Source organism: Caulobacter sp. FV2ps19 (assembly GCF_058681035.1).
In genome coordinates, this window is record NZ_CM178729.1 from 3,985,074 (window position 1) to 3,999,109 (window position 14,036).

A 14,036-nucleotide genomic window follows, 5' to 3' on the forward strand; every position below is an offset into this window, starting at 1 on the left:
GTGGCGTGAGCCAGGATCATGTCAATCGAGCGCGACCCGGAACCTTGGACCTGTACCCCATGACCTTGAGTGGCAGAGATTTGCTGAAAGCGGCCCTGCAGGCGTCGCAGGCCAATGATCGCGATCGCGCCGCCGCCCTGCTGGTCCAGCTGGACGCCGAGAATCCGCCGCTGGGCGACAGCTGGGGTCCAGTCGCTCGGCTGGCCTTCAGTCTCGGCGAAGTGTCGCTGGCGATCGCCGCGATGCGCCGCTATGTGGCCCTGTCGCCGCACGACAAGGAACGCCGGCTCACCTATGCCGCACTGCTGGCCAGCGCCGGACGGATAGAGGGCGCGATGGAGACCACGCGCGCCTTCCTGCCGCACACCACCATCGACGCCCGGCTCAGGCTGCTTATCGGCACGTGCCGTGCCCAGCTGGGCCAGACGGAGCTGGCGTTCGAAGAGTTGCGGGCGGCGCTCGCGCTGGACCCTTCACCGGGCGTGACGGGCGCGGCCTGGCTGAGCATGGCCGACCTTAAGCGCTTCGAGGCCCAGGATCCCGACATCGCGGCCATGGAGCGCGCGGCCGATGACCCCGGCGTCGTCAGCGCCCTGCTCTATGCTCTGGCCAAGGCCTATGACGACCTGGGCCAGCCGGACAAGGCGTTCGCCACCTATGAGCGCGGAGCCGCCATGGTGCGGCTTCAGCGCCCCTTTGCGGCGCAGGCCTCCAGCGCCTTTGTCGACCAGATCATCGCCAACCAGACCCCGGCCAACCTGGCGGCGCTGCCGCAAAGCGGCGTCCACAGCGACCGGCCGATCTTCGTGCTGGGCCTGCCCCGGTCGGGCACCACCCTGGTCGAGCAAATTCTTGTCAGCCACAGCGGCGTGATGAACGGCGCCGAGTTGAACCTGTTTCGCACCGCGACCATGCCGCTGGGCGACTATTCCCCCCAGGCCATCGCCGCCTTCACGGGCCGCGCCGATGCGGACGCCGCGTGGACCGGCCTGGGTCAATCCTATCTGCACCTGCTCGATGAGCGCTTCGGCCCCGACGGCAAGGTGGTGGACAAGACCCTCAACCACAGCCGGCTGATCGGACTGATCCGCAGCATCCTGCCGGAGGCCCGCTTCATCTGGCTGCGGCGCGACCCGGGCGACACGGCGCTGTCCTGCTTCCGCAGCCATTTCGCCGAGGGGGTCAGTTGGAGCTGGTCCATGGCCGACATCGGACGCCATTTCGCCGATGAGGACCGGCTGTATGCGCACTGGACCAGCCTCTATCCCGACGCGATCCTCACCGTGCCCTACGAGTCGCTGATCGCCGAGCCGGAGGTCTGGATCGACAAGGTCCTGGACCACTGCGGTCTGGCCTTCGAGGCGCCGGTGCGCCACTTCCACCTGACCCAGCGGCCGGTGACCACCACCAGTTCCAGCCAGGTCCGCCAGCCGATCCACGCGCGCTCGGTCGGCGGCTGGCGTCGCTACGCCCAGCAGATGGCGCCGTTTTTCGAGGCCTATGAGGGCCAGGGTCCGCGCTGAACCTTTGATCCGGCGAAAACAAAAAGGGCGTGGAGATGATCTCCACGCCCTTTTTTGTCGCCTGAGGTCGGGCGCAAAGAAAAACGGCGGGCCCGGTGGGGCCCGCCGTCGATCTTGCATCATCGCCTAAGCGACGCCTTGGGCTGGGTTAGAAATCCCAGTCAAAGCCGACGCGAACGTAGCGCGGTTGCTGGTAGGCGGTCGGCGCGCCATAGGCGGCCGTCGTCGTACCGGGCAGCAGGGCCACGGAACCGTTGCTCGCCGTGCCACGCTCTTGCGAATTGATGATCGCCTTGGAGTTGAACACGTTGAACACTTCGGCGCGGAACTGCAGGTTGCCGGGCACCATCGAGAAGGTTTCCGGAACCGTGAAGCGGGCCTGCAGGTCCAGCGTGCTGGTCCAGTCGTTTTCGGAGACCGAACCACGCGGCGTCGAGACCAGAGCGCCGGTCGAAACGTTGCCGGCGCGGCAGTAGAACGACGAGGCGCCGTACACAGCCGCGAAAGCGTCCGTCGGGTGACGGCCAAGGCAACCCAGCTTGTGCGGCGAGCTCACCGCCAGGTTGGCGCCGACCGAAATCATGTCGTTGATCTGGTAGGAGCCGAACACCTTCAGTTGGTGTGCGCGGTGGTTCGGCAGAAGGCCGTAGGAGCCGTCCGTCAGACCGGGTTGGTCGAAGTCTTGCGTCACCGAGGTATCGGTCTGGCCGATATCCGACTTCACAGCGCCTTCGTAGTTGCCCTTGGATTCCGACAGCAGATAGGAGCCTTGCAGGTTCCACTTGCCGTCAAACTCGCGCTCGAACGTGAATTCCAGGCCGATATATTCGCGCTTGACCTGCGGGTAGTTCAGCTCGGCCGACGTGAAGTCGATCGTGCGGCCGTCTGCTTCGCCGTTGACAGCGTCCGAAAGCTTGATCGTCTGCGCCGAACCCGGGTTGATGATCACGTACTGGTGGAAACCGGTCCAGATGTCGTCGCAGCCGGCGATGCCATTCTTGTCGCAATAGGCGAGAACGGCGGCGTCGATAGCGGCGTCTTCAGCGGCGCGGCCCAGTGCGCGGTAGGTCAGCGAGACGCCGGCCTTCCAGAGCGGATTGAACTGACGCTCGAAGCCCAGGATGTATTCGTCCTGATAGGTGGCCTTGAGGTTCTTCGAAACGGTCGCGTCGGTCGGAGTCGGGGTACCATCAGCGGTCACTTCACAGCCGACAGTGCCAACGGCGCCGAACAGGCTGAACGGACAGGCCACCAGGCCAGCCGTGCCACCGCCGGCGACAACCGTGGCTTGCGTTATCTGCGTACCCAGGACCGGGATCTTGGTGACCGGATCGATCGAGGCGACGCGCCACTTTTCGTTGAAGTAGAGCTCAGCGCCGGTCGAGCGATAGGCGGTGTTGGCGGCGACCGGCAGGAAGTAGCGGCCGAACGAACCGAACACCTTGTTCTTGCCGTCGTTCAGCGGATCCCAGCTGAAACCAAGGCGCGGACCAGTGGTGTTCTTCTTGAAGTCGACAAAAGCGGTGCCTGCCGGATCGAAGTTCTGGAACCGGTCGTAACGCACGCCCAGTTGCAGGGTCAGGTTCGAGAGGATGTCCCACGAATCCTGGATGTACATCGCCGAGTTCTCACCCTCGAAAATGCCGCCGTTCCGGAAGGTCGTCACGTCGACATAATCGTCGGTGATCGAGCCGAACGGATCCGCTCCATCGGTGTTGGCGATGCCGTAAGCGTCGTTCGCGCCCGCGTCAAAGTATTCGTACTGCAGACCACCGGTCGGGATCGAGAAGTTGCTGAGGGTCAGCTTTTCCTTTTCATAACCCGCCCGGATGTGGTGCTTGCCCATCAGCTCGAAATACACGTCGCCGTCAACGCGATAGAATTCGCGCTTAGTGTTGATCAGCGAGGTCGAGGTCGAGGTCTGGTTACCGATACGGACCGAGGTGCCGCTGCGGGTGTCGAGGATGTAAGGCGTGACGGTGTCGGACGGCAGCGTGCTGTCGGCGTCTTCGGTGATGCCATAGGCGGCCGAGAGGGTGAACCAGTCGGTGAAGCTGCCGGTGTACTTGGCGACCCAGTTCTGGCCGCCTTGCTCGTACACAGTCGACGACTGTTGAGCGCCGACAGTGTTGGTCGCGCCGGTGAACCCATAGCTGTTGCGGTTGGTGGTGCGCGTCGTGTCGAACCAGGTCAGTTCAACGTGCTGACGATCGGTGATGTAGCCGTCCAGCTTGACGCCCCAGAACGGGTCGTTCGACTTGTCGACCGTGTAGGAGTTGCCCGTCACCGAACCGTTCGTTTTGCTCGTCTTGCGCTGCTGGTTCAGCACGTAGAAGAACAGCCGATCTTCGATGATCGGACCGCTGACTTGGAAAGTCATGTCCTGAAGGTCGCTGGTGACGCGATTGCCCTTCACCAGATAGGTGTCCGGCGAAGAATCTTGCAGCGACTTCGGCTCGTAGTTGCCCGAAACGCTGAAGTGGAAATCGTTGCCGCCCGACTTGGTCACGGCGTTGATGATACCGCCGGTGGCGCGACCAAATTCAGCGGCGTAACCGCCGGTCTTGATCTCAACCGTCTTGTAGAACTCGAACGGAACGGTCGAACCACCCAGATAGGTGTTGAAGTTCGTGATGTTCAGGCCGTTGATGTAGAACGCGTTTTCAGCGGCCGACGAACCGCCGAGGGCGGGTTGGGCGGCGATGCGGGCGCCGCCCGCCGAGTTGGCGTATTGCGTGCCGCGAACCGCGCCGGGCGCCAGCAGGGCGACCGAAGTGATGTTGCGCGCGATCGGGACCTGCTTGGTCAGCGTTTCCAGATCGACGGTCAAGCCCGTGGTGGTGGCCGAGAAGTCGAGTTGCGGGTTGGCGGAACCCGTCACAACCACGGCTTCCACTTCGCCTTCGCCCGCGAGCGAGAAGGAGTAAGCGCTGGAGCCGCCCAGGGCGACGCGGACGTTACCGTCCGAGGTCGACTTGTAGCCGGGCGCGCTGATGGCGACCGAGTAACCGCCGGTGGGGATCAGGGGAACGCGGAACGCGCCGGTCGAATCCGTGGTGAGCTTGCGCTCGAAACCTTGGTTCAGCGACTTGACCACGACGGTGGCGCCGGCGACCGGCGTGCCCGAGGTGTCGTTGACCGTGCCGAGCAGCGTGCCGCTGGAATAGTCCTGAGCGCTGGCCAGGGTCGGAACGGCGGTGGCGACGAGCGTCACGGCCATCGGCGCCGCGATCGACGCGAGGCCGGCCAAAAGCGTCGACGTCAAAAGACGCGCGCGAACGCTACCCTTTGTGGAGTTCATATTCATTATATCCCCTCTAGCGTGAGACAGCGTTCCGGCCGGACAGGCCCCTGAAGAAACTTTTCGTCCGGCGTGCACGGAAATCCGCGCGAACTGCACCACGAGATCACTGGTGTCCCGGAAAACATTTCCCCGGTTGGCGGAGACGTTAGGATCCATGACACTTTTGGGTCAATTGAGATTACAGACCGGTAACCCACATCCCCCTTCGATGTCGCATAATCGCAACACGCTCGCCTTATTGTCGTCACCCTAGCGTCAGCCACTCGCCGCACAAGCGCAAGGTCCGAGCCACGCTCCCAGCAACGCCTTGGATTTGCTGGAATAATTGACGGTAGACAGTTCGCCGAACGAGGCTATTCGCCAAATTGCCGTTGCGGCAAAATCCGCCCAGGCAATCTTGACAATGCCGAAATGCTTTGCGGGTTTCCGCTATAATATCGGTGTTTTCCACCCCATAACGCACAGATGGTCATGAATCGATTTCCACAATTGCGCAGTTTCGAGGCAAAGTTGCACGCGAATGCCCGTTGCAACGGCGCCTCGAGATCATGAAGATGCAGCGCCCGTCACAGCATTTCAGGACGGTCCGTCAGAAGGTTTAGCAAGCATCATGGTTGATTTCCGGCGCGTCACAGAATCCCTCTCCGTCAGCCCGCAGGTCTCCGAGGCCGACATGGCGCGGGCCGCAGCCGAGGGATTCGTTCTGGTGATCAACAATCGTCCTGACGGCGAAGATCCCAGCCAGCCGACCAGCGCCATGATGGAGGCCGCCGCCCGGGCGGCTGGACTGGACTATGTCCATATCCCCGTGCGGGGCGGGCCTGGGCCTGAGCAGATTGATGCTGTGGCGAGCGCCGTCGCGAGCGCGAAAGGACCGATCCTGGCCTTCTGTCGGTCAGGAACCCGATCGATCGTCACCTGGTCGATCGGCCAGATTCTGTCGGGCGCCGCCGACCGGGAAACCCTGGTGCGCCAGGGCGCGGAGGCGGGATACGATCTGTCGGGCGTCTTGCCCGTCTGAAGGCGCTCTGAGGGCCTATGACTGGCGTGCCGGGCCGCCCCTAAAGCGAGACGCGCGCCGCCATGGGCGAGGGTTCAGCCTGACAGCTGGCCAGGACGAACTGAGCCATGATGAGACACAGAATCGCGAAGGCCGCACGCTGGAGCCGTTTCGAGACAAAAATCGCCGCATCCGCCACCATGGCGCGTCCTCCAGAGGTTACTGGAAGGTTCAACCGCAAGACCGGCGCCGGAGACCGTCATGATCCCCTATGTTCGCGAGATCGCTTTTGAGTACGGTCGCTGCGATCAGGTCTCGCCGCTGATCCGGCGCGTGATCGCCCGCAATCCGGGGCCTTTCACCTTTACCGGCACCGGCGTCTATATCGTCGGATCCGGCACGGTCGCGGTGATCGATCCGGGTCCCGAGATCCCCGAACACCTCGACGCCCTGCTGGCGGCGCTGAAGGGCGAGACGGTGAGCCACATCCTGGTCACCCATCACCACCTGGACCACTCTCCCCTCGCCCGCCCCCTGGCCCAGGCCACAGGCGCGGTGATCTACGGCCTTTCCGCCCCGGCCGATCACGGTGAGACCACGGCGGGACTGGAAGAAGGCGCAGACAGCCGCTTCCGCCCCGATGTCGAGCTGACCGACGGCCAGATCTTGTCCGGCCCCGGCTGGACCCTGGAGGCGATCACCACCCCGGGCCACACCTCAAACCATGTCTGTTTCGCCCTGAAGGAGGAGAATGCGCTGTTCAGCGGCGATCACATCATGGGCTGGTCCACCACCGTGATCACCCCGCCCGACGGCGACATGGGCGACTATTTCGCCAGCCTGCAGAAAGTGCGTGACCGGAACTTCGAAACCCTGTGGCCCACCCACGGCGCGCCAGTGCGCGAGGTCGCGCCGTTCGTCGACGCCTATATCGCCCACCGCCGGGCTCGCGAGGTTCAGATCCTTGAAGCCCTGGCCTTGGGCCACACCCAGATCAAGGCGATCGTGCCGATCCTCTATGCGGCCGTGGATCCGCGCCTGCATCCCGCAGCGGCCCTATCGGTGCTGGCCCACATGCTGCAGCTGGTCCGCGAAGGCCGGGTGACCTGCGAGGGCGCGCCCGGCCTTGACGCCGACTATCGAAGGACCTGAGGCCTCAGCGCTTGATCGCCGCCGCCAGACTGTCGATCCGACGGCAGTTGCGGCCCTGATCGGGGCCGCCTTCACGACTGATCGACCGCATGTCCACCCGCGCGCCGGCGGCGTCCGGCCGCACCCGCACGACCAGGTCATCGACCAGGCCATACCAATAGGTGCGGCCCGTGGCCTCAAGTCGTCCATCCATCGGGTCGTCGGTGATCAGGCTCAGGCCTGACGCCAGCACGGCGGCCTTGGCCGCTTCATAGGCGTCGGCGGGCGAACGCTCCAGGACGAGAGGACGCGCCGCCGCGCAGGTCTCGGCATTGACGTCGGCTACCCGGCGGCCCGCGAAGGCCACCGAGCCGACCGGCAGGCTGGGATCGTCCTCGACCGCTTGGGCCGAGCCGCCCCGCGCCGCCAGGGCGGCGTCGGAAAAGCCCAGCGGCGTCTTCCAGTCGGTGGAGACATCGTGCAGCGGCGGCGCCCGACCGCCCAGCCTGTCGACCCCCACCATCGCGGCGATTGTGGCGGCCGTGATCAGCAACACCAGAAGCGCCCGCTTCCACAGCGCAGAGAACCCGGCCATCAGCGCGATGATCAGGCTCAGCACGCCCGTGGCGACGCCCAGAAGCGCCAGCTTGGGCGCCCAGTCCTGGGCCATCACCGTGTAACCGAGCGAAAGATCGAGCAGACCAAGCTTCACGCCCAGCGCGCCCACCGCCACCAGCAAACCCGGAATCAGGGCGATGACCAGGGCGATATCCAGAAAGACCGGCGCCAAGGTCGACGGTCGCCCCGTCTTGGGCTTGGCGACCTTGGGCTTGGCGACGTCGCGCTGGCGCTTGTCGCGCGGCGACAGGGGCATGGCGAAAGGCAGGTCGTCAGCGGCGTCCAACACCGGCGTGGCCACGGGCGGCGGCTCCGCGCCAACGACCGGCTCAGGTTCGGCCAGACGCAGAGGCGGCTCGTCCAGGGTCTCGGGTTCGGGCAAGGGCTCGGCCTGCGCGACCGGCGTCAATTCAGGCTCGATCGCGGCCGGAGCGGGCTCAAACGGAGCCTCCCCGGCCTCAGGCTCCCCCGTGGAGATCGCCTCCGCTTCGGGCAGCGTTTCGACGGGCTCGGGCGCGTAGAGGCGCGCGGCCTGTCCGCCGTCCGCCGCCGCCAGGGTCGGCGTCGCGGCGGCGGCTGTGGGCAGTACGTAGTCCTTCATCCGCTGGCGGATCAGCTTCTTGTCGATCTTGCCGGTCGCGCCCAGCGGGATGTCGTCGACGAACAGAACATCGTCAGGCATCCACCACTTGGCGATCTTGCCTTCCAGGAAGGCCAGAAACTCTTCCTTGGTGGCGGTCTCGCCATCCTTCAGCTTGACCAGCAGGATCGGGCGTTCGTCCCATTTGGGATGGGGCACGCCGATCACCGCCGCCAGCGCCGCCTTGGGGTGGCCGGCGGCAATGTTCTCGATGTCGATGGTGCTGATCCATTCGCCGCCGGACTTCACCACGTCCTTGGCGCGATCAGTGATCTGCATGAAGCCGTGCCCGTCGATCGTCGCGACGTCGCCGGTATCGAAAAAGCCCTCGTCGTCGAGGATCTTGCCGCCGGCCCCGCGGAAATATTCGGCGGCGATGATCGGACCCTTGATCTTCAGATTGCCGAAGCTCTTGCCGTCGTGCGGCAGGCGCTGGCCCGCATCGTCGGTCAGCTTCAGTTCAACGCCAAGCGGCGGGCGGCCCTGCTTGAGGCGATAGGGCATCTGCTGGTCGTAGGGCAGCTTGGACAACTCGTCGGTCATCACCGACAGCGTGCCGACCGGTGAGGTCTCGGTCATGCCCCAGGCATGGACGACCTCGACATCGTAATCTTCCTGGAAAGCGCGGATGATGTGCTCGGGGCAGGCCGCGCCGCCGATCACGACCTTCCGCAACACCGGCAGCTTGGCGCCGGTGTCGCGCAAGTGCTGCAGCAGCATCTGCCAGACGGTCGGCACGGCGGCCGAGAAGGTGACACCTTCGGTGTCGAGCAGCTCATAGATCGAGGCGCCGTCCATCTTGGCCCCGGGCATGACCATCTTGGCGCCGGTGGCGGGCGCCGAGAACGCCACGCCCCAGGCGTTGGCGTGGAACATCGGCACCACCGGCAGGATCACATCGCGCTGCGACAGGCCCATCACGTCGGGTTGCAGGGTAATCAGGGTGTGCAGGAAGTTGGAGCGATGCGAATACATCACGCCCTTGGGATCGCCGGTCGTGCCCGAGGTGTAGCAGAGGCCTGCCGCCGTACCCTCGTCGAAGCCACCCCAGGCGCAGTCGTCGCCGTGGCTGTCGATCAGGGTCTCGAAACAATGGACGCCCTTGAAGTGCGGCGCTTCTCCGGCCGGCGCGAAGTCCGGCATGTGGGCGCCGTCGGTGAAGACCACAACATGCTCGATGCTGGGAACCTTGGGCAGGATCGCCGCAACGATCGGCAGGAAGGTCAGGTCGGTGAACAGCACCCGGTCGCCGGCGTGGTCGGCGATCCAGGCGATCTGTTCGGGAAACAGACGCGGATTGAGCGTGTGGCACACCGCGCCGATGCCCATGATGCCGTACCAGGCCTCCATATGGCGCCCGGTGTTCCAGGCCAGGGTGGCCACCCGGTCTCCGGGCTTGACCCCTAACGACAGCAAGACGTTCGACACACGCTTGGCGCGGTCGCGGATCGCCGCATAGGTGGTGCGCACGATCGGTCCCTCGACCGAGCGCGTGACGACTTCGCGGCTACCGTGCCACTGGGCGGCGTGATCGATGATCTTGTCGACCGTCAACGCCCCGTGCTGCATCAACCCCTGCATCGAACTGGCTCTCCCGAAAGGCTTCTTGTTATGCCCACAAGGCTACCGGGCGTGGCGATCTGACGCAACGCGCCGCGCGCAGAGGGCGAGCCCTTGGCCCCCGCGCCAATCCGCCGCAGATCGCGCAAGCCTCAATTCATGCTTATGGGGTATTCTTTGCACTTCGCCGCTTGGGCCTGATCGAGACGACCAGTTGCATTGGCTGCGCGCACCCTGGACCGATGAACGGTTGGACGAGGTGGCGATGGACACCCATCGCCTGCTGCCGTCGCGCATGCTTTCCGCCCTCATTGTCGCCATCCTCATTGGCAGAGCGCTCGACTGGCGCCTGACCTGCGGCTGGCTGGCCGCCCTGGCCCTGGCGGAAGGCGCCGCTCGCTTTGCGACACGCCGCTTTTCCACGGATGGGCCCGCGTCACCGCGGCTACGCGTCGCCTTCGTCATGGGCGCTCTGCCGATCAATCTGGTCTGGGGCTGGCTGGCCATGAGCCTGTGGCTGTCGACCGCCACGGACCTCAAGCTTGCCGCCGTGTGCATCTGGGTCGGCCAGATTATCTTCACCCAGAACTATCGCCACCAGCCCTGGCCTCTGGTGGCCGCCAGCGCCGTCGTGCCCCTGGCCAGCCTGGTGATCTTTCCCTTCTTCTTCTACGACGCCGCGGGCCTGGGTGCCCAGACCGCCCGCTGGGGCCTGCTGCTGCTCGTCTTCAACACCATCAGCACCATGATCTCCAACCGCGCCGCCGCGCGGCGTCTGGACGAACTGACCCATGGCCTGCGCGAAGAGCGCGAACGCGCCCTGGAGGCCACCCGCGCCAAGTCTACCTTCATCGCTGTCACCAGCCATGAGCTGCGCACCCCGATGAACGGCCTGCTGGGCATGGCCCATGCCTTGTCGCGCTCCGAGCTCAACGGCGCTCAGCGCGAGCAGATCCGCCTGATGATCAAGTCGGGCGACAACCTGATGCAACTGCTCAACGACGTCCTGGACCTATCGCGCATCGAAGCGGGCAAGGTCGAGCTGGTCCCCGCGGCTCTCGACCTGGAAGATATGGTGCGTGAGGTGGTGGACACTTGGCGCGACGTCGCCGTGGTCAAGAACCTGGAGCTCTCGCTGACAATCGACGCCAGCACCCCGCAGTGGATCGAGGGCGACGCCCTGCGTGTGCGGCAGGTGCTGACCAATCTGATCGCCAACGCCCTGAAGTTCGCCGCTTCGGGCGGCGTCTATCTGGAGGTCTCCGCCCGCAAGCCTGCCGTGGACAGCCTCAGAGAGATCGTCTTCGCCGTCCGCGACACCGGCCCCGGCGTGCCGCCGGAGGCCGTCGAGCGCGTGTTCGACAGCTTCACCCAGGCCGACGACACCGTCTCGCGCCGCCATGGCGGGGCCGGCCTGGGTCTGACCATCTCGCGCGCCCTGGCGCGTCAGATGGGAGGCGACCTGACGCTCGCGCCCTCCGAAGCCGGCGCCTGTTTCGTCTTCAGCATCCGCGCTCCGGTGAGCCAGGCTCCCCTGATCCGCGAAGCCGAGAGCGAGACTGACGCTCCGGGTCTGGACACGGTTCGCGTCCTTATGGCCGAGGACAACGCCATAAACCAGCTGGTCATCCAGGCGATGCTGGAAGCCACAGGCGTGTCCCTCACTCTGGTCGACAACGGCCGCGCGGCGCTGGACGCCATGATCTCCGGTAAGTTCGACTGCGTCCTGATGGACATCAACATGCCGGTGATGGACGGCATCACGGCGCTTCAAGCCATCCGCGCCGGCGCGGCCGGACGCCCCGATATCCCCATCATCGCCGTCACCGCCTCAACCATGGCTGGCGATCGCGAGCGGTTCCTGCAGATGGGCTTCAACGACCATCTGGGAAAGCCCGTCAAGCCGGCGGACCTGATCACCGCAATCGTCCGCGCGATCAGCCCCAAACCGTCCAGCGCCGATGCGCTGCATGACGCGGCGTGATCAGCCCATGGTCTCGGCCAGGGTCCGCGCCTCGTCCTCAAAGGCGCTGACCGTGTCCACCCGACGCCAGTCGATCTGACCCGCGTCGCGGCTCAACTGGTTCTCCAGCACCGCAACGTCAGCGTCAGAGGCGTCATTGACCCGGGCCGCGACACGGGCGCGCAACACTTCGGGCGGCGCTTCCAGCCAAACGCCCTGGAACGCGACATCGCAAGACACGGCCAGGGCCTCGGCCCTCGCGCGCTCTTCCGGCTTCATGAACACTGCGTCCAGCACCACCGAACGGCCGGCGTTCAGCGTCAGGGCGGCGTCTGCGAACAGTTGGTCATAGACCCGTGCGCTCATCTCCGGCGTATAGGCCTCGCGCGGCAGGCGCTGCAGCGAGGGCACGCCCCACAAGCGCTTGCGGATCTCATCGGTCCGCAAGACCACCGCCCCCGGCGCAGAACCCAGGCCCGGCGCACAGACGCGGGCGAAGGTCGACTTGCCCGACCCGGACAGACCGCCGGTCGCCACCAGGCTGACGGGCCTGGGCGCCAGGTGCTCCAGCGCCGTGGCCAGATAGGCCCGCGCCGCCTCGTCGTCGCCGGTATAGGCCCAGACGTGGGTGCGCACGGCCGCGCGCACCGACAGCATCAGCGGCAAGGCCGCCAGGCCCGTCCATAGCCCCTGGCCGAAATGCCTCGCCGCTTCATCGAGATAGGCGTTCAGCACCCGGCCGGCGGCGTCGCGGCGACGGCGGAAATCCAGGTCCATCAGCAGAAAGGCCAGGTCGTACTGGATGTCGATATCCGACAGGGTGTCGTTGAACTCGATGCAGTCGAACAGGATCGGCTTCTGATCCTCGATCAGGATATTGCCCAGGTGCAGATCACCATGGCAGTGGCGCGCGAAGCCCTCGGCGGCGCGGGCGTCGAGCAACGGGCCCAGGCGCTCGAGCGCCAGATCAGTCTCGGCGATCAGCCGGTCGACCGCCAGGGCGCCCAGACGCGGCGCCAGACCGCGCAGCAGGTTGGCGTTGGAGCGGATCGTATAGCCCAGGGCGTTCACCCCGCCGCCTTGCGGACGCAGGCTGGCCCCGACGTGGAAGCGCGCCACGGTGCGGCCCAGCGAATCCTCCAGCGCATCGTCGATCGCCCAGGGCTGGGTGGCCAGAACGCCCTGCTCGTCAAAGCGGCGCATCTCCAGCACATGGTCGACGATCTCGCCCGCACCGTCGATCTCGATGCCGCCATCCACAGCGCGGGTCAGACGCCGCACGGCGCGGTAGATGTCAGGCGCAGCGGCGCGATTGAACGCCAGTTCGCGTTCCAGCGCCCAGCGCCGAAGCTCCAGGGTAGAATAATCCAGAAAGCCGAAATCGACGGGACGCTTGACCTTGAAGGCCGCGTCTCCGATCAGGAAAACGCGCGCGCACGAGGTCTCGATGGTGTTTTCGGCCCGCGCCCCGAACCAGGTCGCCACCTCATGCTCGCGCGCGCTCTCAGCGTCCTTGTTCACGCCTGAAATCCTGTTGATGCGCGCTCAAATTCAGGCGCCGGGGTCCCATAACCGAATCTGCGGCCGCCGTCCTCGCCCCTGACTTGCGTCAATCTTCAATACGCGATTAGATTGTAGCTCGTTGAGGGCGACCGGGTTCTGGAAATGCTGATGAGCGCCGGCCTGAGAAGGGCCGAACACAAACGAAGCGACATTCTGTCCGCCGCCCGCGCGCAGTTTCTGCGCGATGGCTATCGGGACGCCGGCATGGAGGGGGTCGCCCGCGCGGCCGGTGTTTCGACCGCTACGCTCTACGCCTATTTCCCCAGCAAGGCAGACCTCTTCAAGGTCGTGGTTCTGGAGTCTGTACGCGATATCGGCGCGCCGGTCTGCGACAGCGTCCACGCCAAGGGCGACGCCCGGGCCCGCCTGCGGGCCTTCGCCAACGCCTACGGAGCCTTTCTGGCCCTGCCCCTGACCCGCGCCATTTTTCGTCTGGTGTCGGCCGAGCGCCGTCGCCTCGAGGAGGTCGCCGACAACGTCTTGCAGAGCGCGCGAGACGACCTGGGCGGTGTGGCCATCAGGCTGATCCAGGACCTTGAACGAACCGGTGAGTTGACCCTCGACAAACCGTCCTGGGCGGCCGGCCAGCTGATGGGCATGATCGATCACGCCACCTTGGTGCTGGGCATCTCGGCCGGCGACCACGCCCAGCCCCAACGCCCCTTGCCGGCGATCTGTGAGGACGCCGTAGAGACCTTCCTGGCGCGGTATGGGACCCGAGCGACGATTTGACT

9 protein-coding genes are annotated in these 14,036 nt (G+C 65.6%); 5 read left to right on the plus strand and 4 right to left on the minus strand.

What is annotated here, in order from left to right; genetic code table 11:
* Positions 1 to 59 precede the first annotated feature (59 nt).
* Positions 60 to 1,523 carry a tetratricopeptide repeat-containing sulfotransferase family protein gene (locus ACW18B_RS18955; RefSeq protein ID WP_492048550.1) on the plus strand — a complete coding sequence of 488 codons (1,464 nt, stop codon included), beginning with the start codon at positions 60 to 62 and terminating at the stop codon, positions 1,521 to 1,523.
* 148 nt (positions 1,524 to 1,671) lie between these two features.
* Here ACW18B_RS18955 and ACW18B_RS18960 read toward each other — a convergent pair whose 3' ends face one another.
* Positions 1,672 to 4,743 carry a TonB-dependent receptor gene (locus ACW18B_RS18960; protein ID WP_492048551.1) on the minus strand — a complete coding sequence of 1,024 codons (3,072 nt, stop codon included), beginning with the start codon at positions 4,741 to 4,743 and terminating at the stop codon, positions 1,672 to 1,674.
* Between the two features lie 694 nt (positions 4,744 to 5,437).
* Here ACW18B_RS18960 and ACW18B_RS18965 point away from each other — a divergent pair.
* Positions 5,438 to 5,848, plus strand: a complete 411-nt coding sequence (locus tag ACW18B_RS18965; protein ID WP_492048552.1) for a TIGR01244 family sulfur transferase — start codon at positions 5,438 to 5,440, stop codon at positions 5,846 to 5,848.
* A 40-nt stretch (positions 5,849 to 5,888) separates the two neighbouring features.
* Here ACW18B_RS18965 and ACW18B_RS18970 read toward each other — a convergent pair whose 3' ends face one another.
* Entirely contained in the window at positions 5,889 to 6,029 is a 141-nt protein-coding gene (locus ACW18B_RS18970; RefSeq protein WP_492048553.1) for a hypothetical protein, read from the minus strand.
* 59 nt (positions 6,030 to 6,088) lie between these two features.
* On the opposite strand from ACW18B_RS18970, the gene ACW18B_RS18975 reads away from it, so the two are divergent.
* On the plus strand, positions 6,089 to 6,979 hold the full coding sequence (locus ACW18B_RS18975; protein WP_492048554.1) for an MBL fold metallo-hydrolase: 891 nt from the start codon (positions 6,089 to 6,091) through the stop codon (positions 6,977 to 6,979).
* A 4-nt stretch (positions 6,980 to 6,983) separates the two neighbouring features.
* Here ACW18B_RS18975 and ACW18B_RS18980 read toward each other — a convergent pair whose 3' ends face one another.
* Positions 6,984 to 9,797: a long-chain-fatty-acid--CoA ligase gene (locus ACW18B_RS18980; RefSeq protein WP_492048555.1), complete on the minus strand. Its 2,814-nt coding sequence runs from the start codon at positions 9,795 to 9,797 to the stop codon at positions 6,984 to 6,986.
* A gap of 244 nt (positions 9,798 to 10,041) precedes the next feature.
* Between ACW18B_RS18980 and ACW18B_RS18985 the strand changes: the two genes are divergently transcribed.
* Entirely contained in the window at positions 10,042 to 11,760 is a 1,719-nt protein-coding gene (locus ACW18B_RS18985) for an ATP-binding protein (protein ID WP_492048556.1), read from the plus strand.
* Here the strand turns inward: ACW18B_RS18985 and ACW18B_RS18990 are convergent, their stop codons facing one another.
* The gene (locus ACW18B_RS18990; RefSeq protein ID WP_492048557.1) at positions 11,761 to 13,260 is read right to left on the minus strand and encodes a bifunctional aminoglycoside phosphotransferase/ATP-binding protein; all 1,500 of its coding nucleotides are present in this window, start codon (positions 13,258 to 13,260) and stop codon (positions 11,761 to 11,763) included.
* A gap of 150 nt (positions 13,261 to 13,410) precedes the next feature.
* Here ACW18B_RS18990 and ACW18B_RS18995 point away from each other — a divergent pair, with 150 nt between their 5' ends.
* Positions 13,411 to 14,034, plus strand: a complete 624-nt coding sequence (locus ACW18B_RS18995; protein ID WP_492048558.1) for a TetR/AcrR family transcriptional regulator — start codon at positions 13,411 to 13,413, stop codon at positions 14,032 to 14,034.
* Positions 14,035 to 14,036 lie beyond the last annotated feature (2 nt).

Bases quoted from the DNA above. Each gene is read 5' to 3' on its own strand.
- ACW18B_RS18995 (WP_492048558.1), top strand. From the start codon at position 13,411: ATGAGCGCCGGCCTGAGAAGGGCCGAACACAAACGAAGCGACATTCTG.
- ACW18B_RS18970 (WP_492048553.1), bottom strand. From the start codon at position 6,029: ATGGTGGCGGATGCGGCGATTTTTGTCTCGAAACGGCTCCAGCGTGCG.
- ACW18B_RS18955 (WP_492048550.1), top strand. From the start codon at position 60: ATGACCTTGAGTGGCAGAGATTTGCTGAAAGCGGCCCTGCAGGCGTCG.
- ACW18B_RS18960 (WP_492048551.1), bottom strand. From the start codon at position 4,743: ATGGCCGTGACGCTCGTCGCCACCGCCGTTCCGACCCTGGCCAGCGCT.
- ACW18B_RS18975 (WP_492048554.1), top strand. From the start codon at position 6,089: ATGATCCCCTATGTTCGCGAGATCGCTTTTGAGTACGGTCGCTGCGAT.
- ACW18B_RS18985 (WP_492048556.1), top strand. From the start codon at position 10,042: ATGGACACCCATCGCCTGCTGCCGTCGCGCATGCTTTCCGCCCTCATT.
- ACW18B_RS18980 (WP_492048555.1), bottom strand. From the start codon at position 9,797: ATGCAGGGGTTGATGCAGCACGGGGCGTTGACGGTCGACAAGATCATC.
- ACW18B_RS18965 (WP_492048552.1), top strand. From the start codon at position 5,438: ATGGTTGATTTCCGGCGCGTCACAGAATCCCTCTCCGTCAGCCCGCAG.